This is a genomic window from Nocardioides mesophilus, assembly GCF_014395785.1.
Lineage (GTDB): Bacteria > Actinomycetota > Actinomycetes > Propionibacteriales > Nocardioidaceae > Nocardioides_B > Nocardioides_B mesophilus.
This window is the reverse complement of the sequence record NZ_CP060713.1, coordinates 1,264,471-1,288,230: the sequence shown is the minus strand read 5'-3', so window position 1 is coordinate 1,288,230 and position 23,760 is coordinate 1,264,471. Positions and strand designations below refer to the sequence as shown.

The 23,760-nt window shown below is 73.0% G+C and carries 23 protein-coding genes; 17 read left to right on the top strand and 6 right to left on the bottom strand.

What is annotated here, in order from left to right; all coding sequences use genetic code 11:
• Positions 1 to 4: 4 nt before the first annotated feature.
• Genes H9L09_RS06125 through H9L09_RS06115 form a run of 3 tightly spaced genes read right to left on the bottom strand, consistent with a single transcriptional unit; the run spans position 5 to position 2,870 of the window.
• Positions 5 to 1,045, bottom strand: a complete 1,041-nt coding sequence (locus H9L09_RS06125) for an NAD(P)-dependent alcohol dehydrogenase (protein ID WP_246456319.1) — start codon at positions 1,043 to 1,045, stop codon at positions 5 to 7.
• The gene (locus H9L09_RS06120; protein WP_187579800.1) at positions 1,042 to 1,824 is read right to left on the bottom strand and encodes an iron-sulfur cluster assembly protein; all 783 of its coding nucleotides are present in this window, start codon (positions 1,822 to 1,824) and stop codon (positions 1,042 to 1,044) included. The genes H9L09_RS06125 and H9L09_RS06120 overlap by 4 nt, the downstream gene beginning before the upstream one ends.
• A complete protein-coding gene (locus H9L09_RS06115; protein ID WP_187579799.1) occupies positions 1,821 to 2,870 on the bottom strand; it encodes an amidohydrolase family protein in 1,050 nt (349 codons plus the stop codon). Before H9L09_RS06115 ends, H9L09_RS06120 begins: the two co-directional genes overlap by 4 nt.
• A gap of 165 nt (positions 2,871 to 3,035) precedes the next feature.
• Between H9L09_RS06115 and H9L09_RS06110 the strand changes: the two genes are divergently transcribed.
• Together H9L09_RS06110 and H9L09_RS06105 are read left to right on the top strand one after the other, a co-directional pair.
• Positions 3,036 to 4,541, top strand: coding sequence for an AAA-type ATPase lid domain-containing protein (locus tag H9L09_RS06110; protein WP_187579798.1), 1,506 nt, complete (start codon positions 3,036 to 3,038; stop codon positions 4,539 to 4,541).
• 142 nt (positions 4,542 to 4,683) lie between these two features.
• Positions 4,684 to 6,126: a sugar transferase gene (locus H9L09_RS06105; protein ID WP_187579797.1), complete on the top strand. Its 1,443-nt coding sequence runs from the start codon at positions 4,684 to 4,686 to the stop codon at positions 6,124 to 6,126.
• A 22-nt stretch (positions 6,127 to 6,148) separates the two neighbouring features.
• Here the strand turns inward: H9L09_RS06105 and H9L09_RS06100 are convergent, their stop codons facing one another.
• Positions 6,149 to 6,424 (bottom strand): GlsB/YeaQ/YmgE family stress response membrane protein, encoded by a 276-nt coding sequence (locus H9L09_RS06100; protein WP_246456318.1) that lies wholly within the window; start codon positions 6,422 to 6,424, stop codon positions 6,149 to 6,151.
• Between the two features lie 568 nt (positions 6,425 to 6,992).
• Here H9L09_RS06100 and H9L09_RS06095 point away from each other — a divergent pair.
• Together H9L09_RS06095 and H9L09_RS06090 are read left to right on the top strand one after the other, a co-directional pair.
• Positions 6,993 to 7,451 (top strand): SRPBCC family protein, encoded by a 459-nt coding sequence (locus H9L09_RS06095; protein ID WP_187579796.1) that lies wholly within the window; start codon positions 6,993 to 6,995, stop codon positions 7,449 to 7,451.
• A 179-nt stretch (positions 7,452 to 7,630) separates the two neighbouring features.
• Positions 7,631 to 7,828, top strand: coding sequence for a hypothetical protein (locus H9L09_RS06090; protein WP_187579795.1), 198 nt, complete (start codon positions 7,631 to 7,633; stop codon positions 7,826 to 7,828).
• Positions 7,829 to 7,835: 7 nt separating this feature from the next.
• Here H9L09_RS06090 and H9L09_RS06085 read toward each other — a convergent pair whose 3' ends face one another.
• Positions 7,836 to 8,855: a sulfite exporter TauE/SafE family protein gene (locus H9L09_RS06085; protein ID WP_187579794.1), complete on the bottom strand. Its 1,020-nt coding sequence runs from the start codon at positions 8,853 to 8,855 to the stop codon at positions 7,836 to 7,838.
• The gene (gene cysC / locus H9L09_RS06080; protein ID WP_187579793.1) at positions 8,855 to 10,114 is read right to left on the bottom strand and encodes an adenylyl-sulfate kinase; all 1,260 of its coding nucleotides are present in this window, start codon (positions 10,112 to 10,114) and stop codon (positions 8,855 to 8,857) included. The genes H9L09_RS06085 and cysC overlap by 1 nt, the downstream gene beginning before the upstream one ends.
• 42 nt (positions 10,115 to 10,156) lie before the next feature.
• On the opposite strand from cysC, the gene H9L09_RS06075 reads away from it, so the two are divergent.
• From H9L09_RS06075 to H9L09_RS21555, 13 genes are all read left to right on the top strand, one after another.
• Positions 10,157 to 11,116 carry an asparaginase gene (locus tag H9L09_RS06075; protein ID WP_187579792.1) on the top strand — a complete coding sequence of 320 codons (960 nt, stop codon included), beginning with the start codon at positions 10,157 to 10,159 and terminating at the stop codon, positions 11,114 to 11,116.
• A gap of 287 nt (positions 11,117 to 11,403) precedes the next feature.
• Positions 11,404 to 12,153 (top strand): hypothetical protein, encoded by a 750-nt coding sequence (locus H9L09_RS06070; RefSeq protein ID WP_187579791.1) that lies wholly within the window; start codon positions 11,404 to 11,406, stop codon positions 12,151 to 12,153.
• Positions 12,154 to 12,214: 61 nt separating this feature from the next.
• Positions 12,215 to 13,933: a DUF4012 domain-containing protein gene (locus H9L09_RS06065; protein WP_187579790.1), complete on the top strand. Its 1,719-nt coding sequence runs from the start codon at positions 12,215 to 12,217 to the stop codon at positions 13,931 to 13,933.
• Positions 13,934 to 14,053: 120 nt separating this feature from the next.
• On the top strand, positions 14,054 to 15,631 hold the full coding sequence (locus H9L09_RS06060; RefSeq protein WP_187579789.1) for a hypothetical protein: 1,578 nt from the start codon (positions 14,054 to 14,056) through the stop codon (positions 15,629 to 15,631).
• A 184-nt stretch (positions 15,632 to 15,815) separates the two neighbouring features.
• Positions 15,816 to 16,196 carry a helix-turn-helix domain-containing protein gene (locus tag H9L09_RS06055; RefSeq protein WP_187579788.1) on the top strand — a complete coding sequence of 127 codons (381 nt, stop codon included), beginning with the start codon at positions 15,816 to 15,818 and terminating at the stop codon, positions 16,194 to 16,196.
• Entirely contained in the window at positions 16,189 to 16,932 is a 744-nt protein-coding gene (locus tag H9L09_RS06050; RefSeq protein ID WP_187579787.1) for a hypothetical protein, read from the top strand. The genes H9L09_RS06055 and H9L09_RS06050 overlap by 8 nt, the downstream gene beginning before the upstream one ends.
• Positions 16,933 to 17,065: 133 nt before the next feature.
• A complete protein-coding gene (locus H9L09_RS06045; RefSeq protein WP_246456459.1) occupies positions 17,066 to 17,350 on the top strand; it encodes a DUF2516 family protein in 285 nt (94 codons plus the stop codon).
• A gap of 212 nt (positions 17,351 to 17,562) precedes the next feature.
• Positions 17,563 to 19,020, top strand: a complete 1,458-nt coding sequence (locus tag H9L09_RS06040) for a sugar transferase (protein WP_223164227.1) — start codon at positions 17,563 to 17,565, stop codon at positions 19,018 to 19,020.
• A 221-nt stretch (positions 19,021 to 19,241) separates the two neighbouring features.
• Positions 19,242 to 20,357 (top strand): ATP-binding cassette domain-containing protein, encoded by a 1,116-nt coding sequence (locus H9L09_RS06035; RefSeq protein WP_187579785.1) that lies wholly within the window; start codon positions 19,242 to 19,244, stop codon positions 20,355 to 20,357.
• On the top strand, positions 20,354 to 21,211 hold the full coding sequence (locus H9L09_RS06030; protein ID WP_187579784.1) for an ABC transporter permease: 858 nt from the start codon (positions 20,354 to 20,356) through the stop codon (positions 21,209 to 21,211). Before H9L09_RS06035 ends, H9L09_RS06030 begins: the two co-directional genes overlap by 4 nt.
• 85 nt (positions 21,212 to 21,296) lie before the next feature.
• Positions 21,297 to 22,073 carry a VOC family protein gene (locus H9L09_RS06025; RefSeq protein WP_187579783.1) on the top strand — a complete coding sequence of 259 codons (777 nt, stop codon included), beginning with the start codon at positions 21,297 to 21,299 and terminating at the stop codon, positions 22,071 to 22,073.
• 138 nt (positions 22,074 to 22,211) lie between these two features.
• On the top strand, positions 22,212 to 22,715 hold the full coding sequence (locus H9L09_RS06020) for an O-acetyl-ADP-ribose deacetylase (RefSeq protein ID WP_187579782.1): 504 nt from the start codon (positions 22,212 to 22,214) through the stop codon (positions 22,713 to 22,715).
• 278 nt (positions 22,716 to 22,993) lie between these two features.
• Positions 22,994 to 23,707 carry a collagen-like protein gene (locus H9L09_RS21555; protein ID WP_223164226.1) on the top strand — a complete coding sequence of 238 codons (714 nt, stop codon included), beginning with the start codon at positions 22,994 to 22,996 and terminating at the stop codon, positions 23,705 to 23,707.
• The last annotated feature ends 53 nt before the right edge of the window (positions 23,708 to 23,760 follow it).

Sequence of the window (23,760 nt, the reverse complement as noted above, 5' to 3'; positions counted from 1 at the left end):
CCGCTCAGGGCGTGAGGATCGCCCGGCCCCGGATCCGGCCCGCGTCCAGGTCGTCGATCGCCTTCTGGAAGTCCGCGAGCGGGTACTTCGCGGTGTGCAGCCGTACGTCGCCCCGCGCCGCCAGCACCATCAGCTCGACCAGGTCGGTGTAGGAGCCGACCAGGTTGCCGATGAAGTTGATCTCGGTCGAGATCACGTCGATCGTCGGGACGTCGATGTTCTCGCCGTAGCCGACCACGTGGTAGTCGCCGGCACGCTTGAGCATCGCGATCCCGTCGCGTGTGGCGCCGCCCTCGCCGACGAAGTCGATGACCACCTCGGCACCGTCCCCGCCGGTCAGGTCGAGCACCTCGGTGACCTGGTCGCCGCCGGCGACGACCCCGTGGTCCGCGCCGATCTCCAGGGCCAGCTTCAGCGCGTCCGGGTTCCGGTCGACCACGAGGATCTCCGCGGCGGTGATCGCCTTGAGCACCTGGATCCCGATGTGTCCCAGCCCGCCGGCGCCGATCACGACGCACCGGTCCCCGGGCCGCAGCCGCCGCGCCGCCTTGGCGGCCGCGTGGTAGGCGGTGAGCCCGGCGTCGGCGAGCGCCGCGACGTCGGCCGGCTCCAGCGAGTCGTCGATCCGGACGACGCTGCGCGCCGACGTGCGGAGGTACTCGGCGTACCCGCCATCGGTGTCGATGCCGGGGAACGCGCTGTTCGTGCAGTGCACGTCGTCGCCGGCCCGGCAGGCGCGGCACAGCCCGCAGGTGACCAGCGGGTGCACGATCACCTTGTCGCCGACGGCGACGTTGGTGACCGCGCTGCCGACCGCGTGCACCCAGCCGGCGTTCTCGTGGCCGATCGTGTAGGGCAGCGCGACGCCGCTCTTCTCGGCCCACTGGCCCTCGAGGATGTGCAGGTCGGTGCGGCACACCCCGGCGCCGCCGATCTTCACGATCACGTCGAACGGCCCGGCCGGCTCCGGCACCGGCAGCTCGGTCAGCTCCAGGTTCTGGTGGTAGCCGACCACCTGGACGGCACGCATCGTCTCGGAACTCATCTGTCCTCCTGGTGGGAGAGGTCGGTCAGCGGGATGAAGGTGGGCTCGGGCCGGTCGCTCTGGTCGGCGCCGGAGCCCGGGTAGCGGGTGCGCAGCAGGCCGCGGCAGAAGTGCGCGTTGCCGTCGATCGAGATCCGGGTGGACCGGGCCCGCCGCAGCCGCAGCGGCACCTCCTCGGGCGGGTAGCCGGCGCCGTGCTCGTCGACGAGCACCAGCGCGTCGGGGGTGTCGGGCAGCCCCAGGGCGGTACGCCGCCGGCGCAGCGCCTCGGTGAGCGCGCCGGCCGGCAGCTCACCCATCGTCACGGTGCCCAGCGCGGCCTCGGCGAGGTCGGGCTGGGCCCGGAGCAGCCCGGTCAGGCACCGCTCCATCGCCGCGGTGTGCGCCTTGCGGCGGAACGTCGCCCGGAGCTCCTCCAGGTCACGCTCGGCCTCCCCGCCGAAGGTGCCCTTGTAGCCGGCGTCGGCGGCCAGCCCGCGGTTGATGATCTCGGAGTCGTGGTGGTCGTCGAGCTCCACCACGACCCGGCCGGCCGTGATCGCGGTCAGGGCGTCCTTGGCGTCGGAGACCATCAGGTAGGCGAAGTTCGGCGAGCAGAACGACGTCGGCAGCCGCAGGTGCACCTCCACCGACCCGTCGGCGGCGAGGTCGACGGAGCGGACGAACCCGAGGTCGGTGATCGGCTCGTCCAGCTCCGGGTCCAGGACCGCGTCCAGCGCCCGCCGTACGTCGTCGGCCTCCAGCAGCCGCGCGCCGTCACGGGTGGGGGTGAGCGTCATCGCTCGGCCCCGGCCAGGTCGGCGCGCTCCGGCTGGCGGGGACCGGTCGCGGGCTCCTCGGCGTCCGGAAGCCGCAGCTCCGCGGGCACGTCGAGGTCGTACATCGCCGCGGCGTTCAGGCCGAGGACCTTCTTCTTCTGCTCGAGGGTGAGCGGGGCGTACTCGGTCATGTCCTCCGGGATCTGGAAGTCCACGAACCGCTCGATCAGCCATCGGGGCGTCCACAGCGCGTAGTCGGAGGAGAACTGGATCCGGTCCTCACCGATCCAGTACATGAGCTCGCCCATGATCTGCGCGAAGTAGCGCGGCCGGGTGTGGATGAACGGGATCGCCACGGCCAGGCCCGCGTGCACGTTGGGCTCCTGGGTGGCGATCCAGCAGAAGTCCTCCAGCCGGGGCAGGCCACAGTGCTCGACCACGAAGTTGAGCTCGGTGAAGTCGGTGGCGACCTTGTCCACGTCGGCGACGTCGAACGCGTCGCGGTCCAGCGGCCGGATCGTCGGGCCCTTATGGATGTGGATGTTCTTGACGCCCAGCTCCTGCGCCGCCTCGAAGTAGCGGTAGGCCCACGGGTCGTCGAGCTTGTAGCCGCGGGACTCGCCGTGCCACTCGGCGGTGTAGAGCTTCACGCCCTTGAGGTGGAACCGCTCGGCGTCCCGCTTGAACTGGGCGAGCCCCTCCTCGCCGTTGCGCGGGTCGAAGTTGTGGTTGTAGGTCAGCTTGTCCGGGTGCTCCTCGGCGAGCGCGAACGCCTCCTCGGTCTGACCGAAGCCCCGGTGGTAGAACTCCCCGAGAGCAGCCGGCTGGAAGATCGCGTGGTCGACGTACCCGACCTCGAACAGGTCGTGCATCAGCCGCTCGCCGCCCTGGTAGAGGTAGTCCTCGTACGACCACACCTCGGACTCCGGGCTGAGGTTGCGGTGGTAGTCGTAGAAGCAGTCGATGAACTGCTTGCCGTGGACGTTGCGCTGGTTCTCCGGCCGGGCGTCCCACAGAGCCACGTGGGCGTCGACGATGAAGTAGTCCTCGCCGTCTTTGCTGTACATCGGTCCTCCATTCCGCGTGACCTGCGTCACGAGCTGTGCCTCGACGGTAGGAACCGCCCACCCCTCGCCGGTAGGGCCGCGGCGTCTCAATTTGAGACACGCAGCCCTGTCGGGGGTTTCCTCCCGGTTGTAACGTCGCTCACATCGCGGAGGGAGGTGGCTGTCATGGAGGACCGGCTCCCCGAGCGCCTCGAGGCGCTCCACCGGGCACCCGGCGCGGCGCCGGTGCAGTCCGGCCGGCTGCTCGCGTCCTGGCAGCGCAGCGCCGACTACGGCGTCTCGGTCGAGGGGGTCGACCCGGTCTTCGTCGGCGCCATCGACGACGAGTCGCTGTTCTTCGAGTGCGGCAACGAGGTGCTCTCCGAGCTGCACGCCACGCTCGCCGCCGAGCCGCTGGCGATGATGCTGACCGACAGCCGCGGGCTGGTGCTCAACCGGTTCACCGCCGACAACGAGCTGGTCCGGGCGCTCGACGCCGTGCACCTCGCCCCCGGCTTCGCGTTCTCCGAGCGCGAGGCCGGCACCAACGGCCTCGGCCTCGCGCTCGCCGACCGGGTGCCGAGCCTGGTGCACGCCGCCGAGCACTACAGCCTCGGCCTCGGCGGCTTCACCTGCGCCGCCGTGCCGGTGCTCGACCCGGTGTCCGGCCGGCTCGAGGGCAGCGTCAACCTCACCACCCGCTCGGAGTCCTCGAGCGCGCTGCTGCTCGCCCTCGCGCAGTCCGCGGCCGGCAACACCGCCGCGCTGATGCTGGCCCGGGCGCGGGGCCGGACCCCGCGCCGGCAGCCCCGCGGCGAGGTGTTCCGGGTGCTCGCGCCCCGGCACGGTCCCGGCTCCGACTCGCTGGCCGACCTCGGCGGGTCGTGGCGGGCCGCGCTCGACGAGGCCGCCCGGGGGCTCGCCGCCGGCCAGGTGGTCGCCGCGGTCGGGGAGGACGGCTCCGGCCGGGCCACCCTGCTCTCGCTCGCGCACCGCCGCAACCGACCCCGCGACCGGATCCTCGGCGCCGCCACGCCGGACCCGCGCGACGTCGACGCCTGGCTGTCGCTGTGGACCCCGGAGCTCGGCAAGCCGCACACCGCGGTGATCGTCCACGACGTCGACACGCTGCCGGTGTGGGCGGCGCAGCGGCTGCGCGAGCTGATCGACGTCGAGCGGGCCCGGCTCGTCGCCGCCGGGGAGCGGCTCGCGCTGACCCTGACCGCCCAGCGGCTGACCGACGTCCCGGCGCCGCTGGCCTCCCTGGTGGAGCGGGTGGTGCCGGTGCCGCCGCTGCGCGACCGCCCCGACGACGTACTCCCGCTGGCGGCGCACGCCGCCCGCCGGGCCCGCGGTCGCGACATCGACCTCACCCCGGCGGCCGCCCGGGCGCTGCGCTCGGCGCGCTGGCCGGGCAACGTCGCCCAGCTCGTCGCGGTGGTCGGGGAGGCCGCGCAGCGCACCGACCGGATCGACCTCCAGCACCTGCCGCCCTCGGTGATCAGCACCTCGGCGCACCGGCTGACCCGGATGGAGTCGGTCGAGCGTCAGGAGCTGGTGCGCGCGCTCAGCCGGCCCGGCGCCACCGTCACCCGCGCCGCCCAGGAGGTCGGGATGAGTCGGGCGACGATGTACCGCAAGATGGCGCAGTACGACCTCCGGCTGCCCGGCGGGGAGCGCCGCCGGGCCTGAGGAGCGTTGCGGCCGGGCGGCCGGCCAGCAACGTGAGCGCGGTTCCGTGACTCACGATCCGCCATCCGTTGTGCCCTCGAGCGGCGGAAGGTGTTGCCCGACATCGATCGGGTAAGCGCCTTTCGTCGGACAAGGGGGATTCATGGCTGTTCTCGAGCTGCGCGGATCGATCCGCGCCGGGGTGGGCCTGGAGACCTATGCCGCCGGCGCCCGTGCCGCCGACCTCTGCCTGATGGTGCTCGCCACCGCGGTCGCCTGGAGCCGGTGGTCGAGCGACCCGACGGCGCGGCAGATGTCGGGCTGGGTCACCGGCTACCTGCCCTGGGCGCTGCCGCTGGTGCTGGCCTGGTTCGCGGTGCTGCAGGCGGCCGACGCCTACGACACCGAGCGGGTCGGCGACGCCGCGCACGAGCTGCGCGCCGTGGTGGCCGGCACCGGCGTCGTCGCCGCGGGGGCGGCGATCCTCAGCTTCCTCACCCGTTCCTACGCCTCCCGGGCCACCTACGCGATCACCTTCGGCCTCGGGATCGTGCTGCTGCTCGTCTCCCACCTCGTCGTACGCCGGCTGCTGCGCTCGGCGCACAGCCGCGGGCTGTACATGCGCCCGGTCGTCGCCGTCGGGGCGCGGGCACCGATCACGACCCTCGTCGCCGAGCTCGAGCGGTCCACCTCGGCCGGGCTCCAGGTCGTCGCGGCCTGCGTGCCCGAGGAGGAGGCCTGGGACCCGATCGGCAACGTGCGCTGGGTGCTGCCGACCTCGGCGCTGCACGAGGTGGTCGCGGACACCGGCGCGCAGCACGTGTTCCTGCTCTCCGGCGCGGGGGAGTCGCCGCGCCACATCAGGCGGATCGCCTGGTCGTTGGAGGGGACGGAGGCCAAGCTGGCCGTCGTACCCCACCTCACCGACATCGCCCGCGGCCGGATCCGGCCGCGACCGGTCGCCGGGCTGCCGCTGATCGAGCTCGACCAGCCGGAGCTGAGCGGGCTGCAGGCGATGTTGAAGCGTTCGCTGGACCTGGTGCTGGCCGCGCTCGGGCTGCTGCTGCTCAGCCCGCTACTGGTCACGGTCGCGCTGCTGGTCCGGCGCGAGGATGGCGGGCCGGCACTGTTCCGGCAGGTCCGGGTCGGCCGCGAGGGCAGGACCTTCGAGTGCCTGAAGTTCCGCTCCATGGTGGTCGACGCGGACCGGCACCTGGAGGCGCTGCGCAGCGCCAACGAGGGCCACGGGGTGCTGTTCAAGCTGCGCGAGGACCCGCGGATCACCCGGATCGGGCGGGTGCTGCGGACGTACTCCCTCGACGAGTTCCCGCAGCTGCTCAACGTGCTGCGCGGCGACATGAGCCTCGTCGGGCCACGGCCGCCGCTGCCCGCGGAGGTCTCGCAGTACCACCCCGACATGAACCGGCGGCTCAAGGTGCGGCCCGGGATGACCGGGCTGTGGCAGGTCTCCGGGCGCTCGGACCTGACCGCCGAGGAGTCCGAGCGGCTCGACCTCTACTACGTCGACAACTGGTCGATCAGCCAGGACGCGGTGATCCTGTGGAAGACCGTGCGGGTGGTGCTCACCGGCAGCGGGGCCTACTGAGCCCCGTGCTCCGCGGGCCGGGTCAGACCCGGTGCTGGCTGCTGCGCCCCGAGGTGCCTTCCACGGCACCGATCAGCAGCACGGCCGCGATGATCGCGACGACCGCGCCGATGAAGTTCAGCTCGAAGATGTCGCCGGTCCCGATCAGGCTGGCGACGAGACCGCCGATGATGGACCCCGCCACGCCGAGCAGCAGGGTCATCCCCAGGCCGATGTTCTGGCGGCCGGGCTTGAACAGCCGGGCCAGCGCCCCGACGACGAGGCCGAAGACGAGAAAGCCGATGATGTCGAACAGCATGGAACCTCACTCCTTGCTTGCCACTCGTGCCTGAACCGACCAGCCGGGGCCGCCGGTGCCTGCCTCCAGTGTGCCGCGGGCCTGGTCGCCCGAGGACTCCCCTGGGAGACACCCGGCCGCGGCCGCGGCGCTGTTCGCCGCCCCGCCTGTCGGACCCGCCGCTCTTTCGTCGCGCCGCCGTCCGTCGGACATGCACTTGCGGCCTCGCCCGGGCGGCCGCACGCTCGAGGGCGCACTCCCCGGTGGCCGAGTGCATGTCTGAGCGCCGGTCAGCCCGGCCGGCCGGGCGCCAGAACGCGCCCGGCGGCGCCCCGGCTGGGTGCCTTGCTGTCGATCGCAGGCCGCCGGGCCACCGCTGCCGCTCGCGCCGCACGCTGCGCGCCGCCGTCCGTCGGACATGCACTTGCGGCCTCGCCCGGGCGGCCGCACGCGCGAGCGCGCTTCGCGGGGGCCGAGTGCATGTCGGAGCGCAGGTCAGCTCGACCGGCCGGGCGCCAGAATGCGCCCGGCGGCGCCCCGGCACGCGATGCTGCCGAGAGCCGCGGCGACGCGAGGGCATCATGAGCGCATGGGAACCACCCGGGTCAGCCGGCACCTGGCGGCTCCGCGGTCGCAGGTGTACGCCGCGCTGATCGATCCGGAGGCGGTCGCCCGGTGGAAGGTACCGGCGGGGATGACCTGCGTCGTGCACGACTTCGACGCCCGCGAGGGCGGCGAGTTCCGGATCTCGCTCACCTACCGCTCGCCGGAGCGGCAGGGGAAGACCGATGCGCACACCGACAGCTACCGCGGGCGCTTCGTGACGCTGGTGCCGGACGAACGGGTGGTCGAGGTCGACGCGTTCGAGACCGACGACCCCGCGCTGGCCGGCGAGATGACGATCACGATCACGCTGACCGAGGCGGACGGCGGCACCGGCCTGGTGGCGCTGCACGAGGGGCTGCCGAGCGGGGTCTCGCTCGCCGACAACGAGACCGGGTGGCGGGAGTCCCTGGACCGGCTCGCGGCGCTCGTCGAACGGGCCTGAGGAGACGCGGTCACTGACCGGGAGCGCGGTCGCCGGCCGGTCACCGAACCGAAGCCGGTGAAAACGGACCAACCCCGGTCTATTCGGTCCATAAGGTTGACGAGCCCGGGAACGGGTATGAATGCTGTGTCGGGGGGCCGGCGGCGCGACGCAACGCGATCGCGCAGAGGGGGGTTCACATGCACGAGACGACACGGCACGATCCGGCCGACTGCGGCCACGCCGAGGTGACCGACTACGACGGCATCCTGCGCTGGCAGTGCGAGCGCTGCGGCCAGATCGGCACCCACGAGCAGAGCACGCGGCTGGCCCGGCTCGAGAACCGCCTGGGCGCCGCGCGCAAGTACGCCGCCCGTTGGGAGCGCCGGGTCGCCTGACCCGCCCTCAGGACGGGTCGACGCGGCCCGCGGGGGCCTCGCCGGGCGCGTCCACGCCGCGCCCCGGGCCCTGACCGTCCGGGCCAGGCGGGGTGTCGCTGCCGTTCGGGTGCCACCACGCGGCGGCGTTGTTGTCGAAGGCGGTGAGGCCGCGGCTCTGCCGGATGAAGCCCCACACCAGCGGGCCGAGCAGCAGCAGCCCGGCGCCGATGATGCCGACCATCTCCGGCGGCACGCCGAGCATCGTCAGCCCGGTGAGCGTGAGGACGATGACGATGCCGCGTCGGATGACCGACTGCGAGACCCAGTTCGCGATCCGGGCGCCGAGGAACGTGCCCGGCGTACCGCCGGCGATCAGCGGGATCAGCACCGACCAGTCGACGCCGCTGACCAGCACGTGGCTGATCGCCGCGGAGAGCACCAGCGGCACCGCCTGGACGAGGTCGGTGCCGACCAGCCGGAGCGCGCTCAGCGTCGGGTACAGCAGCAGCAGGGCGACCATGATCAGCGACCCTGAGCCCACGCTGGTGATGCCGACCAGCAGCCCGCCGGTCGCCCCGACCAGCAGCGTCGGGATCGGCCGCAGCTCCGGGTCGTCCTCGGGGATGATGTTGCCGGAGGTCACGAACCGGAGCTGGACATACATCCGCAGGGCGTACGTCGCCGCGGTGAACAGCAGCGCGCAGCCGATCGCAGTCTTGAGGAACTGCTCCCGCTCGCCGCCCCCGCCGACCGCCTCGATGATGAACGCCCCGGCGAACGCCGTCGGCACCGAGGCCACGATGAGCAGCCCGGCCAGCTTCAGGTTCGGCTTGCCGTGCCGCCAGTGCACCGCCGCCCCGACGGACTTGTTCACGCTGGCCGCGACCAGGTCGTTGGCGACCGCGACGGTCGGGTTCACGCCGAGGAAGATCAGCGCCGGCGTCATCAGCGCGCCGCCGCCCATGCCGGTGAGCCCGACCACGATCCCGACTCCGAAGCTGACCAGCAGCACCGACAGCGCCGCGGTGGTGAGCAGCTCGTCCATCACACGTCCTTCATCAGGTAGCCGGCCTCGTCGAGCCACGCGAGCACGTCGCCCAGCGCGTCCTCGATGCTGCGACCGGTCGTGTCGACGCGCACCGCGGCGTCCTCGGGCTCCTCGTAGGGGGAGGAGATCCCCGTGAACTCCGGGATGATCCCGGCCCGTGCCTTCGCGTAGAGGCCCTTGCGGTCGCGCCGCTCGCACTCCTCCAGCGGCGTCGCCACGTGGATCAGCACGAAGGCGCCGCCGGCCTCCTCGGTCATCACCCGCACCTGCTGCCGGGTGCTGTCGAAGGGCGCGATCGGCGAGCAGATCGCCACGCCGCCGTGCCGGCTGATCTCCGCCGCCACCCAGCCGATCCGGCGGATGTTGGTCTCCCGGTCCTCCTTGGAGAAGGTCAGCCCGGCCGACAGGTTCCGCCGGACGACGTCGCCGTCCAGGCTGGTCACGGTGCGCTCGCCGCGCTCCAGGATCGCGTCGTGCAGCGCCCGCGCCAGTGTCGACTTGCCGCTGCCGGACAGCCCGGTGAAGAACAGCACCAGCCCCTGCTCGGCCGGTCCGGGCCGGTCCCGCTCGACGATCGCGGCGACCTCCGCGGGCGGCTCGCCCTGACCGGTGACGCCGAGCACCGCGCCGGGCGCGTAGGCCGCGACGACCCGCTGGCCCAGCTCGTGGTCGGCGCTCGCCTGGTCGGGACCGCGGCTGGCCAGGGGTACGGCGGCCACGTGCGCGTCCGGGAGCAGCGCCGCCGCCGCGAGGGTGGCCCGCACGAGCGCCGGCGCGGAGAGGTCCGGGGTGCCGTGACCGGTGAGGGCGAGCAGCAGCACAGGCTTGTCGCCGGCAGCCTCGCGGATCCGTTCCAGGTCCGGCCCGGTCAGCGCGCCGGCCACCGGCACGGTGAGGACATCGGCGCCGTACCGCTGGCGCACCTGGCCGGGGGAGAGGTGCACCGACCGGAACGCGCCGAACTCGTTGTGCGCCAGCGGGGTCACCGGCCCCTCGATCCCCCGCAGGCCGCTCCCGGCCACGTCGTACGTCGTCGTCACGGCCACTGTGGCGAGCGGGACGCCTTCGGGGTCGACCAGCTCCAGGCCGCCCGCGGTCTCCGCGGCGGCGGCGACCTCGGCGGGAACCCGCAGGGTCACCAGCCCGTCGGGCCCCTCGAAGCCGGTCAGCGGCGCGAGCGCCCCGTTGGTCAGCAGCTCGAGGTCGTCGAGCTCGCGCGGCGACGGGCAGTGCTGGGGGAGCGGCGTCTCAGACACCCGGTAAGTGTGCCGCACCGGCGGCCTCCTAGGGTCGGCGGCATGACTGCACCCGTGCCGGTGGCCGAGATCGTCCGCTCCGGCTTCGTCGAGGGCCACCACTACGGCTCGGTCGTCGCACTCGAGGCGGACGGCTCGATCGCCTTCTCGATCGGCGCCGTCGACACCGCGGTGCTGCCCCGCTCGTGCAACAAGCCGGTGCAGGCGCTCGCGATGCTGCGCGCCGGGCTCGACCTCGACGGCAAGCTGCTCGCGCTGGCCTGCGCGTCCCACTCCGGGGAGCCGTTCCACCTCGAGGGGGTCCGCGAGATCCTCGCCGGCGCCGGTCTGGACGAGTCGGCGCTGCAGACCCCGCTGGACTTCCCGCTCGACGAGGTCGCCAAGCAGGAGTGGCTCGCCGCCGGCCGCGACCGGTCCTCGGTCGCGATGAACTGCTCCGGCAAGCACTCCGCGATGCTCGCCACCTGCGTCGCCAACGGCTGGGACACCGCGACCTACCTCGACCCGGCGCACCCGCTGCAGGTGGCGATCGCCGCGACCTTCGCCGAGCTGACCGGCGAGCCGGTCGAGGCGGTCGCCGTGGACGGCTGCGGCGCGCCGCTGCTGTCCACCTCCCTGGTCGGCCTGGCCCGGGCGTTCCGGTCGCTGGCGGTCGCCGAGACCGGGCCGGAGGCGCGGATCGCGGCGGCGATCCGGTCCTACCCGGAGTACACCTCCGGCAGCCGCCGCGACGAGGCCCAGCTGCTGCGCGCGCTGCCCGGCTCGATCGGCAAGGCCGGCGCCGAGTCCTGCTACGTGGTGGCGCTGGCCGACGGCCGGGCGGTCGCGCTGAAGACCGACGACGGTGCTCCGCGGGTGCGCCCGGTGCTGATGGCCGCCGCCCTCTCGCGACTCGGCGTCGACGACGTACCCGGGGCGGACCTGGAGGCGGTGGCGGCCACCGGACGCCTCGACCTGCTCGGCGGCGGCCGGGTCGTCGGGAGCATCCGCGCGCTCTTCTGAGTGATCGGCGGCGCTCCGGGGAGCCTCGTCCGGACGTACGGTTGTTGCAGGCACCCACCTCGCCGGGCAACAAAAGGGCCGGTCGGAGGCGGGGATCGACACGATTCGTAGTCAGAAATGACTAGGCGGGCGTAGTCATTTCACGCGATTGCGTGGCTACTCGGGCCGAACCGGGGGTTACGCCTGAGAAGGTCCTCTTTGCCGGTTCGCGTGCTGAGCCGCAATTGATACGGTTTGATGCGGGGCCGGCGCGGGACCTCCACATTCAGCGAGGGGAAAGCTCGGGCATGTTCGCAGCCATCTTGAAGAAGTCCGTCGCGTCCGCGGCAGCCGCCGGAGCGGTGATCGCCGTCGCCGGCCTCAGCGCCCCGGCCACGGTCGGCTCGTCGCCGTCGATCGAGAAGGTGGCGTGCAAGAAGGACTACCCGAGCGCCATCGCCACGATCACCAACGTCGCCCTGCGCAACCCGGCCCAGCCCTACGGCCTCACCAACGTCGCGGTGGCGACGGTGACGGCCAACGTCGGCAAGCCGACCGGCAACGTCCGGATCTCGGTGGCCGGCCGCAGCTGGACGGTGGGCGTCAACAACGGCGTGGCGCGCAAGACGCTGCCGCGCGACCTCGCCGCGCAGGAGACCTACCCGGTCAGCGCCAGGTTCGTCCCCAACTGCGACACCGGCGAGTACGGCGGCAGCAGCGACACGACGTACCTCACCGTCACGCGGGCCGACACCTCGATCACGCGCCTCAAGGCGCCGAACCGCCGCGCCGGCGGCCACCCCAGCGTCACCGCCACCGTCGGCTCGGCCAACCTCGCCCCGAACGGCTCCGCCCGGGTGCGGATCTACAACGGTGGTGCCGTGGAGACCCAGGTCGTCCGCGTGCAGAAGCTCGAGGACGGCTCCGGGCTCATCGAGGCCCGCTTCGGCAGGGTCTTCAAGCGCGGGGTGTGGACGGCACGGGTGAGCTACCTGGGCAACAAGAACTTCCAGCAGGCCTCGGCTGACCGCACCTTCGTGCTCAAGCCGCGACGCTGAGCCGGCCGCAACCGCTCGGGTGGCAGCAGGCAGGAACGCGCGACGACTCCGATGGGCCCTGGTGCTCGTCGGGGTCGTCGCCGTCGTGCTCGTCCTCTTCACCGGCTGGCAGGCGCTGCAGGCCAAGGAGGCTCTGGCGGACGTCGCCGACGACTTCACCGAGCTCTCCGAACAGCTGACCGCCGGCGACTCCGCGGCGGCCCGGGAGACCCTCGCCGACGCGCAGGCAGACGCCGACCGGGCCCGCTCGAAGACCGACGGCCCCGGCTGGTGGCTGACCAGCCGGATCCCCGGGGTCGGTCCGAACGTCGTCGCGGTCCGCACCGTCGCCGACGTCACCGACGAGCTCGCCACCGGCGTGCTGCCGGGCGTCGTGGAGGCGACCGAGACCCTCAAGCCGGCCAACCTCCGCCCCCGCGGCAGACGGATCGACCTCGAGCCGCTGACGGCGGTCGCGCCGCAGGTGGTCGCCTCGGACGAGCGGCTGCAGACCCAGGTGGACCGGGTGCGCGGGCTCGACGTCGAGGAGCTCGCCCCGCAGCTCGCCGCCCCGGTGCGGCTGCTGCAGGACAAGCTCCAGGAGGCTGCCAGCCTCTCCAAGCGCGCCTCGCTCGCCGTCCGGCTGCTGCCCCCGATGCTCGGCGCCGAGGGGCGCCGGGACTACCTGATGCTCTTCCAGAACAACGCGGAGGTCCGGGCCACCGGCGGCATCCCCGGCGCCTTCGCGGTCGTCACCGCCGACCACGGGAGGATCACCCTCGGCAAGCAGGGCGACGCCGCGACCATCGGCCGGTTCGAGGAGCCGCCGATCCCGCTGACCGGCGACGAGGTGCAGCTGTTCGGCGAGAACCTGGGGCGCTACCCCCAGGACGTCAACTTCACCCCGGACTTCCCCCGGTCCGCGCAGCTGATCCGCGCCATGTGGAACGAGCGGCACGGCCTCCAGGTCGACGGCGTGCTCTCCACCGACCCGGTCGCGCTGTCCTACCTGCTGCGTGGCACCGGCCCGGTCCCGCTGGCCGGCGGCCGGACGCTGACCGCCGACAACGCCGTCTCGCTGCTGCTCAGCGACGTCTACGCCGAGATCAAGGACCCGACGCGGCAGAACATCTTCTTCGCCAGCGTGGCGCGCAACGTCTTCGAGGCGGTCACCTCCGGCCAGGGCGAGCCGCAGGCGGTCCTCGACGCGCTGGCGCAGGGCGGCGACGAGCGCCGGCTGCTGGTGTGGTCCAGCCACCCCGAGGAGCAGGCGCTGCTCGGTCCGACCCGGCTCGGCGGCGTGCTGGCGACCGAGCCGCAGGACTTCCCGCGGGTCGGGGTGTTCCTCAACGACGGCACCGGCGCGAAGATGGACTACTACCTCGACTACTCCGCCGACCTGCGCGCCGACCGCTGCGTGGCCGGCCGGCAGCACCTCACCGTGGAGCTGTCGCTGCGCTCGTTGGCCCCGGCCGACGCGAGCACGCTGCCCGACTACGTCGCGGAGTCGGTGGCCGGCGCCCCGCGCGGCACGATCCGCACCACGCTGCTGCTCTACGCACCGGTCGGCGGCTGGCTGGAGTCGGCCCGTCTCGACGGCGGCGACCAGCAGCTGGCCGGGCTCGAGCACGACGGCCGGGCGCTGACCAGGACGACCCTCGACCTGGCACCGGGACAGCGGCGCAGCCTCACCCTGGAGCTGGTCTCCGGGCGCGACCAGACCGGTCAGCCGACGCTGCGGGTCACTCCGGGTGCCCGCGGACCGGGGGTCGGCACGGTGACCCGCTCCGCCTGCTCCTGAGGCCGGAGGGCCACGGGCGGGGCGGATCGCGAGGAACGGCCGGCCGGCGCTCCGTGCGGCAGTTCGCGAGCGTCGGCGAGGCGCTCTAGGCTGCGGCCAGGGAGCAGACAGGAGGTCGGGGTGACGGCGAAGCGGCCGGGGCGGGTGCAGCGCATCGCCTACGACGAGACGCCGATCAACGCGGCCGCCGTCGACGTCGAGGCGCGGATCGGGTGGCTGCTCGCGATGTCGCGGCTGCACCACGAGGACCCGGCCTTCGGCGACGGCAGGGTGTTCGCCGCCGCGCTCGCCGACGCCGGGATGCCGGCCAGCCGCAGCGTGCTGTCCCGCTGGGAGTCCGGAGAGATCCCGATCTCCTACGAGGCGATGGCGGCCTACGAGCGGGTCCTCGGCCTCGAGGTCGGGCGGATCTCCTCGATCACCTCCTACGTCGGCTCGATCCTGCCCGGCGTGAAGACCCGGCTGGTGCGTCCCCGGCTCGACCCGGCCTCCCCGGAGTTCAGCACCCGGCTCGACGAGCTGATCGACCTCGCCGAGGACGGCCGGGCGCTGGCGCGGGACTGGCAGGACCTCGGCTGGCACCTGGCCGCGGCGCCGCTGGTGCACCTGCGGGCGGAGACCTGGCGAAAGCTGTGCACCCGGCTGGTCTGGCTGGTCCCGCGCAGCGTCAAGCTCGCCTACCGGCAGTACAGCACCGCCGCGTTCAACATCGCCCTGCTGCCGCGGGCGCAGCCGTTCCTCGTCGACGCGATCGCGGCGTACGTCGCCGACGCCGACGTGCAGGTCATCACCAGCCCGGTCGGGCTGCTGGACCGGCTGCCGACCCGGGAGGCGTCGCGGCTGGTGCTCGACATCGTCGAGGACCCCTCCAACGAGCTGGCCTTCTCCACCGGCGTCTGGCTGGCCACCCAGAAGCTCGCCCGCGGCCACTTCACGCCCGAGGAGCGCGACCGCCTCGACATGATCGTGCTGACGCTGTGGCGGCGCAATCCGGCCAAGGCCGGCGAGGACCTGCTCGAGCTGATCGCGGAGATGCCCGAGGGGGTCCGCTCGACGCTGGTGCACGCCGCCACCCGGGCCGGGCGCCGCAAGCTCGGCTATGCGGTCGAGCACGGCGAGGAGATCGTCGCCACCCGGGCCCGCTCCTTCGCCCAGCAGGTCGCCGACCACGCCCGCCGCCGGGTGCCGCAGGAGGCGGCCTACCACGAGGACCGGATGCTGACCCGGCTGGTTCGCGAAGCGCTCTTCCACCGTGACTCCGAGCGGCGCCACCTCGCCGCGCTGCTGATCGCGTCCTCCCCCTTCGGCCAGGCCGTCACCGACTGCCTGCTGATGGTGCTCGGCGACCGCGAGCAGCAGTCGCCGTGGATGCGCATGCGGATGGCCACCCTGGCCCGCTACCTCTCCGACGGCTCCCACCGGCTGCGGATCCTCAGCCTGATGGACGATCCCGACGAGGCGGTGCGCTCGCCGCTGATCCAGGGCATCGGGCACATGCCGTTGAGCGCGACCTCCGACCAGGTGCTGCGCTCCTCCCTCGGCCAGGAGTGGTCGCTGGGCGAGCGGGCGAAGATGTACGCCCTCGGCATGTCCGGGTCGCCGGCGCTGCCGATGATCGCGGCCTCCGAGTCCGCGCCGCCGTGGCAGCGCTCCGCGGCCCGCTGGTGGCACGCGCAGGGTCCCGCGCTCCGCGCCTAGACGAACCGGGCCGCGGGGGCTCCCGGACCGGCCGATCCCGCTGACGACGTACACGCGGAAAGCGTTGCGAATGCACCCAGCACGCACCCTCGCCGGGGCAAACCACCTTGTCGACCAAGAGTCTGTGGGCTGTCTCACCCCGCCCTGGCTTGATTGTGCTTGCAGAAGTTAGCACTATGGAGACATGGCGAAGTTCGGAGTCGGCAAGACCGTCGGCACGTTGGGTGACTACCTCAGGGAGCAGCGCCTGTCCGCGCAGCTCTCCCTGCGGCAGCTCGCCGAGCAGACCGGCGTCTCGAACCCGTACCTCAGCCAGATCGAACGCGGCCTGCGCCGGCCGTCCGCCGAGGTGCTGCAACAGCTCGCCAAGGCACTGCGGATCTCTGCCGAGACGCTCTACGTCCGGGCCGGGATCCTCGACCCGGACGACGGCGAGGTCCGGTCGGTCGAGCTGGCGATCCTCGCCGACACAGGCCTGACCGAACGACAGAAGCAGTCCCTGCTCGACGTCTACCAGTCGTTCCGGGCAGCCAACCCCCACCATGAGGAGGAGTCAGATGACTGACACCCAGACCCGTACCTTCAAGCTCGACACCACCCCGCTCTACGCCGTGGTCGGTGCCGGTGACCTCGCCGTCGGCTACGCCCGCAGCGCGGCCGCCGAGGCCCAGGCCCGCTTCTCCAAGATCGAGCTCGAGCCCAAGGCGCTGCGCGACCAGGCCGTCTCGATGGTCACCGGACGCGTCGACGAGCTGCAGAGCGACGTCAAGAAGGCGCAGTCCACGATCGAGTCCCGGATCACCGAGCTCCAGGCCGAGGCCAAGGCGCTCCCGACCCGGCTGCAGAAGGCCGTGAACGAGTACGTCGGCGAGCTGACCGAGACCCTGGACGACCTGAACAAGAGCTACGAGGTGCTCGCCGCCCGCGGCCACACCTTCGTCGCCCGGGTCCGTCGCCAGGAGTCGACCCAGGAGGCCAAGGCCGCCGCCGGCACCACCAAGGCGAAGGTCAAGACCACCAGCACGCAGGCCAAGAAGGCTGCCAAGAAGACCAGCACGACGGCCAAGAAGTCGTCCTCCGCCGCGGCCAGGACCACCTCCGACGCCGCCACCGACGCCGCGAAGACGGCGGCCGACGCCACCAAGGGCGCGGCCAAGCGGACCTCCTCGACGGCGAAGAAGTCGGCCAAGCCGGCCACCTCGTCGGCCAAGGCGACCGCCACCGCTGCTCGCGAGACCGCCTCCGCGGCGGTCGAGGCCGCCGGCGACGCCGCCGCCAAGGCCGGCACCAGCGACAAGTGAAGCGATCCGGCTCCTGACGGACAGCTGACGCTGTTCTGAAGCAGCACCCGGGCCCTCGGCGACCACGCCGGGGGCCCGGTGTCGTCTGCGGGCAGCGTGCGCTTCGCAGATTGGCTACGCTGGTGGTGTGTCCATGCTCTTCGGCCTCCAGAGCTTCTTGTTGCTCGCCCTCACCCTGGCGCTCCTCGCCCTGCAGGCGTGGGCCTTCATCGACGCGCTGTCGCACCGGCGCGAGGCGTACGTCGCCGCGGACAAGCAGTCCAAGAACCTCTGGCTGATCATCCTCGGCGTGGCCCTCGCCGCGCACATCGTGCTGCTGAGCGCCCCCTTCCACATCGTGAACCTGCTCGGTGCCGTCGTCGCGATCGTCTACCTCGTCGACGCCCGCCCGGCGCTGCGGTCGCTCACCCGCCGCTGACTCTCGCTGGGCTGGCGGCGAGGCTGCCGCGTCGACGGGTGCTGCGCCCGGGCCGCGACCCGGTTGGTGCGCGGCGTCCTCCGGCCCGCAACGGACCGGAGAGCGTCGGCGGCGCGACGTACCATGTCGTTTCGACCAAACGGTGCCAACCGCCCGACGTGCCGCGGCGGAGGTCACCGCCCGCCACGCCTCGCGGAAGGGGTAGCCCACTCGTGCCCGACGACCGCGCAGAGCTCCTCGAGGCGCCGGCGTCGCGGACCGTGGTGCGGCTGCGGGCCCTCATCGCCGCGGTGGCCGTCCTCGACCTGCTCACGCTCGGGGTGTCCCTGCTGCTGGCCGCGGAGATGCGGGTCGCGATCGACATCTGGTTCGTCGACCCGGGCGGCCCCGCCACCCCGTTCCTCTCCGCCGGCCCCTGGATCGTGCTCACCTGGCTGGCCATCCTGGCCGCCGAAGGTGGCTACGCCGTGCGGCTGTTCGGCACCGGGCCCGCGGAGTTCCGGGCGGTCTCGCTCGCGTCGGTGATCACCGCCGGCCTGGTCGGCATGTTCTGCTACCTCGTCGGGGTGCCGCTCTCGCGCGGCTTCGTGCTGCTGGCCTTCGCCCTCGGCACGCCGCTGCTGCTGCTCGAGCGGTACGCCGTCCGCAAGGTGCTGCACGCGCTGCGGATGCGCGGACACCTGCTGCACCGGGTGATCGTGGTCGGCGGTCCCAGCGGTATCGCCGAGGTCACCGCCGTCCTCGAGCGGGAGCGGTACGTCGGCTACCAGGTCGTCGGGGTCTGCCTGCCGCCCGGCGGGCTGGTCGAGGAGAGCCTGGGGCTGCCGGTGCTCGGCACCACCGCCGAGATCCGGGCGGCCTGCCGCGAGGCCGGCGCCGACACGGTGCTGGTCGCCCGCGGCGCCTACGACAGCGCCGGTCAGCTGCGCCGGATCGCCTGGCACCTCGAGGGCTCCGACATCGACCTGGTCGTGGTGCCCTCGCTCACCGACGTCGCCGGTCCCCGGATCTCGATGCGGCCGGTGGCCGGGCTGCCGCTGCTGCACGTCGAGCAGCCGCAGGCCAGCGAGGCGGGCGGCCTGCCCAAGCGGGTCTTCGACGTCACCGTCGCCGCGGTGCTCCTGGTCCTGCTCTCCCCGTTGCTGCTGGTCGTGGCGGTGCTGGTCAAGCGGCACGACGGCGGACCGGTGTTCTTCCACCAGGCCCGGGTGGGGAGGCACGGCGAGCCGTTCCGGATGCTGAAGTTCCGCTCGATGGTGGTCGACGCCGAGTCCCGCCTGGCGCACCTGCACGAGCACAACGAGGGCGCCGGGGTGTTGTTCAAGATGCGCCAGGACCCGCGGGTCACCCCGGTGGGCGCCCTGCTGCGCCGCTACTCCCTCGACGAGCTGCCGCAGCTGGTCAACGTGCTGCGCGGCGAGATGAGCCTGGTCGGTCCGCGGCCGCCGCTGCAGCGCGAGGTCGACGCCTACGAGATCGACGTCCGGCGCCGGCTGCTGGTCCGGCCCGGTGTCACCGGGCTGTGGCAGGTCTCCGGGCGCTCGGAGCTGACCTGGGAGGAGTCGGTCCGCCTCGACCTGTACTACGTCGACAACTGGTCGATGACCAGCGACTTCGTGATCATGGCCAAGACGGTGCGGGCGGTGCTCGGCTCCTCCGGGGCCTACTGAGCGTCCTGGGTCGCGCCGGGTCGCGCGGGGTCGCGCTGGGTCGCGCGGGGTCGCTGTGGGCCGCACCGGGCCGCACCGGGCCGATGAATTCGGTGGCCGCGGCCGGTCTCACCTCGCAAGGATGGGCAGCAGCGTCCCGTCCGCCCGACCCCGGAGGACCTCGTGCACCACTTCCCGACCCCGCCCGCGGAACTGTCGGCGGCCCCTGCTGAGGTGAGCCCATGACCACCCCCTACACCGGCCCGGCCGTCGAGGCCGTGGACCTCGTCAAGCGGTTCGGCGAGACGACCGCCGTGGACGGGGTCAGCTTCACCGTCCCGGAGGGCACCGTCCTGGGCCTGCTCGGTCCCAACGGCGCCGGCAAGACCACCACCGTCCGGATGCTCACCACGCTGTCGGTCCCCACCTCGGGCAGCGCCCGGGTGGCCGGTCACGACGTGGTCGGCGAGCCCGACCTGGTCCGCCGCAGCATGGGCCTGACCGGCCAGGCCGCCACCGTCGACGAGCTGCTCACCGCCCGGGAGAACCTCTGGCTGATCGGCCGCCTCGCCGGGCTGCCCCGCCGCCGGATCCGGCCCGCGGGGGAGGACCTGCTCGAGCGGTTCGCGCTGAGCGACGCAGCCGACCGGGTGGTGAAGACCTACTCCGGGGGCATGCGCCGCCGACTCGACCTCGCCGTCAGCCTGATCGCGGCGCCGCCGGTGCTGTTCCTCGACGAGCCGACCACCGGCCTCGACCCGCGCAGCCGCAACGACCTGTGGCAGGTGCTGCGCGACCTGGTCCGGGAGGGCACCACGCTGCTGCTCACCACGCAGTACCTCGAGGAGGCCGACCAGCTCTGCGACGACATCGTCGTGGTCGACCGCGGCCGGGTGATCGCGCAGGGCACGCCCACCCAGCTCAAGGACCAGGCCGGCCGCGCGTCGGTCGTCCTCACCGTCTCCGACCCCGCCGACCTCGACCGCGCCGAGCAGGTGGTCCGCGGGGTCGCCTCGGAGGTGTACGTCGAGCCGGGCGCCCGACGGCTCACCGTGCCGGCGGAGGACCTGACCGAGATGAACCGGATCAGCACCGTCATCGGCGACGCCGGGATCCGGGTCGACGACCTCGGGCTGCAGCGACCCAGCCTCGACGACGTGTTCCTGCACCTCACCGGCCACCGGGCCGAGGACAGCGCCGACGGCTCGGGCGCCGGGACGCCCGAGGACCCCGGCGCGTTCACCGACACCGCGGACCTGCAGCAGGTCGCGGGCACGGGCGGCCGGCCCGACGACCGACCCGATGGCCGCTCCGACGACCGGCCCGACGACCACTCCCTGGAAGGAGCACGCCGATGAGCACCGCCGTGCAACCGCTCGACGAGAGGGCGCCCGCCACCCGCGAGCGGCCCGAGATGCACCGGCTCTCGCTGCTGGAGTCCTCGCTGGTCGTGGTGCGCCGCAACCTGATCCACATCAAGCGGATGCCGGAGATGCTGCTCGACGTGACCATCCAGCCGGTCATGTTCGTGCTGCTCTTCGCCTACGTCTTTGGCGGCTCGATCGCCGTCGACGGCTCCAACTACCGCGAGTTCCTGGTGCCGGGGATCATGGCGCAGACGATCGCGTTCTCCTCGTTCATCGTCGCGATCGGGCTGACCACCGACCTGGGCAACGGCATCGTGGACCGGCTGAAGTCGCTGCCGATCCACCGCTCCTCGATCCTGGTGGGCCGCAGCGTGTCCAGCCTGATCCACTCCAGCATCGGCATCACCGTGATGGCCCTGACCGGCCTGGTGGTCGGTTGGCGGATCCGCAACGGGTTCTGGGACGCCGTGCTCGCCTTCGCGCTGATGCTGGCCTTCGGGTTCGCGATGATCTGGGCCGGGATCCTGGTCGGCTCCACGATGCGCTCGGTCGAGGCCGTGCAGGGCTTCATGTTCACCACGATCTTCCCGCTGACCTTCCTGGCCAACACCTTCGCCCCCACCGAGAACATGCCCTCCGGGCTGCGCTTCATCGCGGAGTGGAACCCGATCTCGGCGCTGGTGCAGGCGACCCGCGAGCTGTGGGGCAACGGCCTGCCGGCGCCGGACGACGCCGCCTGGCCGCTACAGCACGCGGTGCCGGTGACGCTGTTCTGGTGCGCGCTGCTGACGGCCGTGTTCGCGCCGCTGGCCGTGCGGGCCTTCCGCCGACGCTCGCGCGACTGAGCCGGCGACGGGCGTCGGCGTAGGCTCGCGACCCCGGGCGCCCGCCGCGACGACGGCGCCCTGGTGGCTGGAGAAGGGGACGAACATGACGACACCGATCACCCGTCCGACCGGGGCGCCCTGCTGGATCGAGCTGACCAGCTCGGACCTCGACGCCTCCATCGCCTTCTACCGGGACCTGCTCGGCTGGGAGGCGGAGCGGGGCTCTGGGGAGTACGGCGGCTACACCACCTTCAGCCTCGGCGGCCGGGCGGTCGCCGGGGGCATGCCGGTGATGGTCGAGGACGGTCCCGCTGACCTCTGGTCGGTCTACCTGCTCAGCCCCGATGCCGCAGCGACCGCGGCGGCCGCGCTCGAGCGCGGCGGCCAGGTGCACGCCGGGCCGCACGAGGTGCCCGCACGCGGGACGATGCTGTTCCTGTCCGACCCCAGCGGCGCCGGCATCGGAGCGTGGCAGCCGGGTGGGTTCGCCGGGATCGAGGTCGCCGACGAGCCGGGTGCGCCGGTCTGGTTCGAGCTGCACACGCGCAGCTACGACCGCGACGTCGCGTTCTACCGCGACGTGTTCGGCTGGGAGCTGCACGTGCTGGCCGACGGGCCGGGCTTCCGCTACACGACCCTGGGCCGCGAGTCCCTCTCGGCCGCCGGGATCATGGACGCCTCCAGCTGGGCACCGGAGGCGGACCTCGGCTGGGCGGTGTACTTCGCCGTCGACGACTGCGACGAGACCTGCGGCCAGGTCGCAGCGCTGGGCGGCTCGGTGGTGACCGAGCCGGAGACGACGACCTACGGTCGGATGGCCACCATCACCGACAGCACCGGCGCCGTGCTGCGGCTGATGACGCCGCCGGCCGGCGGCTGAGGCGGGGTGTCGTGAGCGGGAGGTGCCCGGTCCCGCCGGGCCGGGACGGGCGGTCCCGCCGGGCCGGGACGGGCGGATCCGTCGAGCCGGCCGGGGACGGCCGGATCCGTCGAGCCGGCCGGGGAAGGTGATCCAGCCATGAGGTTGACCGTCGTCGAGGGGGACATCACCCGTCAGGACGTGGACGCCGTGGTCAACGCGGCGAACCGGGCGATGCGCGGCGGGGGCGGGGTCGACGGCGCGATCCACGCCGCCGCGGGCCCGGGGCTGCTGCGCGAGTGCCGGAAGCGGTTCCCCACCGGCCTGGCCACCGGAGCGGCCGGGTGGACCACCGGGCACGGGCTCGCCGCTCGCTGGGTCATCCACGTGGTCGGGCCGAACTGGCGGGCCGGGGAGCAGGACCGGTCGCTGCTGATCTCCTGCTACGCCAACGCGATCGCGGTCGCCGACGAGCTCGGTGCCAGCTCGGTGGCCTTCCCCCTCGTCTCGGCCGGCATCTACGGCTGGCCGCACGACGACGCCGTGCAGGTCGCCGTCGACACGTTGCGCGCCGCGGCCGGCTCCACCGCGGTCGAGGAGGCCCGACTCGTCGCGTTCGGCGCGACGACGTACCACTCGCTGGTCGCCGCGGTGGGTGGTTGAGCCGACCCCCATGGAAAACGGGCCGCCGTCACCCCAACGGGGGGCGTGTGTCCTGACCCGCAGGCACTACCACGCCGGACGGGTGGTCCGCCTTGATGGCCGGATCGGGCTGGTTTCGCCCTGATTTTCCTGTCTTTCTCATCTGGGGCTTTTCACTGGTGGCAGCGGCCTTCTTGGGGGCATCGGCCGCTGGGGGAGCACCACAGGGGTTGGTGAACCGCCCTTCACGCCGGGCGGTCCGGGGTGGAGTCGTGTTTGCAGAGGGGATCAGCACCGCCATGTCCAAGGAGAACCTGTTCACGAGTCGCACCGGTGCCGTCGTCGTGGGGGCGTCGCTCCTCGTCGCCCTCGGTGGAGTGGGCGGCGCCGTCGCCGCCGGTCAGATCGGCTCGAGCCAGATCAAGGACGGCTCCATCCAGACCGTCGACCTGCACAAGAACGCCGTCACCACCAAGAAGATCAAGAACGACGCCGTCGGCTCGGCGGACGTCAAGGACGGGTCCGTGTCCACGCTGGACCTGTCGGCTGGCGTCCGCCAGCTCATCGCGACGGCCGTCACCGGTCCGGCCGGCGCGCCCGGCCCGGCCGGACCCGCCGGACCCGCCGGTCCTGCGGGTGGCCCCGCCGGCCCCCAGGGTCCCGCGGGCGAGACCGGTCCCGTCGGTCCGCTCGGCCCAGCTGGCGAGGTCGGTCCTGCCGGCCCGGTCGGTCCCGCCGGGCCGCAGGGAGAGACCGGTCCGGCCGGTGTCTCGGGCTACAAGGTGGTGACCACTAGGAGCACCCTGTCCGGCAGCGGCGTCAAGGTCGTCACCGTGAGCTGCCCCGACGGGGCGCTTGCCCTCGGCGGCGGCGTGAACGGCGACGCCGCGACGCTGCTCGACAGCTCCTACCCGAAGACGGACGGCAGCGGCTGGACCGTCGAGTTCAAGCGGGCCACCGGCAAGGGTGCGTTCGTCGCCACGGCCTTCGCCACCTGCGCGCAGGCCGGCTGACGGTCACGACAGAGGGCGGCGGGTCGCACCGGGGAGGGTGCGCCCGCCGCTTC

Coding starts and splice junctions, on each gene's coding strand:
- H9L09_RS06120 (WP_187579800.1), bottom strand. CDS start 1,824: ATGACGCTCACCCCCACCCGTGACGGCGCGCGGCTGCTGGAGGCCGAC.
- H9L09_RS06030 (WP_187579784.1), top strand. CDS start 20,354: ATGAGCACCGCCGTGCAACCGCTCGACGAGAGGGCGCCCGCCACCCGC.
- H9L09_RS06055 (WP_187579788.1), top strand. CDS start 15,816: ATGGCGAAGTTCGGAGTCGGCAAGACCGTCGGCACGTTGGGTGACTAC.
- H9L09_RS06070 (WP_187579791.1), top strand. CDS start 11,404: ATGTTCGCAGCCATCTTGAAGAAGTCCGTCGCGTCCGCGGCAGCCGCC.
- H9L09_RS06025 (WP_187579783.1), top strand. CDS start 21,297: ATGACGACACCGATCACCCGTCCGACCGGGGCGCCCTGCTGGATCGAG.
- H9L09_RS06050 (WP_187579787.1), top strand. CDS start 16,189: ATGACTGACACCCAGACCCGTACCTTCAAGCTCGACACCACCCCGCTC.
- H9L09_RS06100 (WP_246456318.1), bottom strand. CDS start 6,424: ATGCTGTTCGACATCATCGGCTTTCTCGTCTTCGGCCTCGTCGTCGGG.
- H9L09_RS06085 (WP_187579794.1), bottom strand. CDS start 8,855: ATGGACGAGCTGCTCACCACCGCGGCGCTGTCGGTGCTGCTGGTCAGC.
- H9L09_RS06115 (WP_187579799.1), bottom strand. CDS start 2,870: ATGTACAGCAAAGACGGCGAGGACTACTTCATCGTCGACGCCCACGTG.
- H9L09_RS21555 (WP_223164226.1), top strand. CDS start 22,994: ATGTCCAAGGAGAACCTGTTCACGAGTCGCACCGGTGCCGTCGTCGTG.
- H9L09_RS06090 (WP_187579795.1), top strand. CDS start 7,631: ATGCACGAGACGACACGGCACGATCCGGCCGACTGCGGCCACGCCGAG.
- H9L09_RS06075 (WP_187579792.1), top strand. CDS start 10,157: ATGACTGCACCCGTGCCGGTGGCCGAGATCGTCCGCTCCGGCTTCGTC.
- H9L09_RS06105 (WP_187579797.1), top strand. CDS start 4,684: ATGGCTGTTCTCGAGCTGCGCGGATCGATCCGCGCCGGGGTGGGCCTG.
- H9L09_RS06125 (WP_246456319.1), bottom strand. CDS start 1,045: ATGAGTTCCGAGACGATGCGTGCCGTCCAGGTGGTCGGCTACCACCAG.
- H9L09_RS06095 (WP_187579796.1), top strand. CDS start 6,993: ATGGGAACCACCCGGGTCAGCCGGCACCTGGCGGCTCCGCGGTCGCAG.
- H9L09_RS06020 (WP_187579782.1), top strand. CDS start 22,212: ATGAGGTTGACCGTCGTCGAGGGGGACATCACCCGTCAGGACGTGGAC.
- H9L09_RS06110 (WP_187579798.1), top strand. CDS start 3,036: ATGGAGGACCGGCTCCCCGAGCGCCTCGAGGCGCTCCACCGGGCACCC.
- H9L09_RS06035 (WP_187579785.1), top strand. CDS start 19,242: ATGACCACCCCCTACACCGGCCCGGCCGTCGAGGCCGTGGACCTCGTC.
- H9L09_RS06045 (WP_246456459.1), top strand. CDS start 17,066: ATGCTCTTCGGCCTCCAGAGCTTCTTGTTGCTCGCCCTCACCCTGGCG.